General features: G+C 69.3%; 2 protein-coding genes. One reads left to right on the forward strand and one right to left on the reverse strand.

What is annotated here, in order from left to right; genetic code table 11:
- Nucleotides 1-83 precede the first annotated feature (83 nt).
- Entirely contained in the window at nt 84-1,202 is a 1,119-nt protein-coding gene (locus TR48_RS37520) for an IS630 family transposase (protein WP_369405641.1), read from the forward strand.
- Here the strand turns inward: TR48_RS37520 and TR48_RS37525 are convergent, their stop codons facing one another.
- Nucleotides 1,203-1,442, reverse strand: a complete 240-nt coding sequence (locus TR48_RS37525) for a hypothetical protein (RefSeq protein ID WP_042375245.1) — start codon at nt 1,440-1,442, stop codon at nt 1,203-1,205.
- Between the last annotated feature and the right edge of the window lie 542 nt (nt 1,443-1,984).

The raw sequence follows: 1,984 nt of genomic DNA on the forward strand, positions 1-1,984 counted from the left end.
TGCTCTGACCACATTGGTTCGCCGGGTGGGTGGTTGGAGCGGTTGGATGTGCGGTGACGTCTGTCCGACCGTTTGGGGGTGTGGTGGCCGAGCCTGTGCGGGTTCGCAGACTGACCGACCAGGAGGGGCGGAAGCTGCAGCAGATCGTGCGTCGGGGCAGCACCAGTTCGGTGCGGTTCCGGCGGGCGATGATGCTGCTGGCCTCGGCCGGCGGGAATCGGGTCCCGGTGATCGCCCAGCTGGTCCAGGCGGACGAGGACACGGTGCGCGACGTGATCCACCGGTTCAACGAGATCGGGCTGGCCTGCCTGGACCCTCGTTGGGCGGGAGGCCGTCCCCGCCTTCTCAGTCCTGACGACGAGGACTTCGTGGTCCAGACGGCCACCACCCGCCCGACCAAGCTCGGCCAGCCGTTCACCCACTGGTCCCTGCGCAAGCTCGTCATCTACCTGGACCTGGTCCACGGCCGGGTCATCCGGATCGGCCGCGAGGCGTTACGCCGTCTGCTCGCCCGCCGAGGCGTCACCTTCCAACGCACGAAGACCTGGAAGGAGTCGCCGGACCCAGAACGCGATGCCAAGCTCGACCGGATCGAGCACGTCCTGGACCGCTTCCCCGACCGCGTTTTCGCGTTCGACGAGTTCGGCCCGCTCGGCATCCGACCCACGATGGGCTCGGGCTGGGCTCGGGCCGGTCATCCCGAGCGGCATCCCGCGACCTACCAGCGCACCCACGGGGTCCGCTACTTCCACGGCTGCTACTCGATCGGCGACGACAAGCTGTGGGGCGTCAACCGCCGCAAGAAGGGCGCCGGCCACACGCTGGCCGCGCTCAGGTCGATCCGCGCGGCCCGCCCGGACGGCGCCCCGATCTACGTCATCCTCGACAACCTCTCCGCCCACAAGGGCGAGACGATCCGCCGCTGGGCGAAGAAGCACCGCGTCGAACTCTGCTTCACCCCGACCTACGCGTCCTGGGCCAACCCGATCGAGGCCCACTTCGGACCGCTGCGGCAGTTCACCGTCGCCAACTCCAACCACCCCAACCACACCGTCCAGACCCGGGCCCTGCACGCCTACCTCCGCTGGCGCAACGCCAACGCCCGCCACCGGGACGTCCTGGCGGCAGAGCGCCGTGAACGCGCCCGTGTCCGTAGTGAAAGGGGCATCCGCTGGGGCGGACGAGCGCGCATCGCGGCTTGATCACTCACTGACGTTCAAGGTCGCGCAATCCGCGACCCCCAGCTCGGACAGCACCGCCCGCAGCCGCTCCAGTGCCCCACTCGCATCCGAGCCGTCTGCGATCTCAAGGTCAAGATGGCAGCGGCCCATGCCGCTGCCCGCGCCCGTGACCTCGCCGTCGAGCTCGAACTCCGCCTCCAGAGCCTCCTCGACCTCGTCACGATCGATCGGCAGCCCCACAAAGACGATCTCAACGAACACCACGGTCCTCCCTCGCAACCCGGCGAACCATAGCGGTCACGGCACTTTCCGTTCCTTTCCGTCGGCAGCGGGGCGGCCGGGAAGCCGAGTTGGGTGAGTACGACCTTGCCGTCACCGGAGCGCCCCGAGGCGTGGACCGCTCGATCTGCAGCACCAGGCGGGTGCCTGGCCAGGTGAACACGTCGGTCGGCCTCGCGCCGACCCGGTGTACGTGCCGGCCGAGGGCCGATAGCTTGAGGTGCGGCGAGCGAATGGGCTTCGGCCGCACTGTGAATTTCGCCCACCCCGTGGCCTGGTTGATGTTCGCGGCGCCGATCGTGATTGCCGTCCTCGCCGCCGCCTACAAGAAGGGCTGAGCAGGCACAGCTGTCCGGTTCCCGTCCCGCACCTCGCCCAGCGGTCGGCTTGCGGTCAGCTCGGCCTGGACGCGCACCCACTCGGCCGCGCCTGCCGCAGGCGCGGGTCGGCGGCGCTGCCAGTGCGGGAAGCGCGATCCATCCACGCCTCTCTCCAAGCCTGGACTAATCATCTTCCGCTCACGG

Source organism: Streptacidiphilus neutrinimicus (genome assembly GCF_000787815.1).
Classification (GTDB): domain Bacteria; phylum Actinomycetota; class Actinomycetes; order Streptomycetales; family Streptomycetaceae; genus Streptacidiphilus; species Streptacidiphilus neutrinimicus.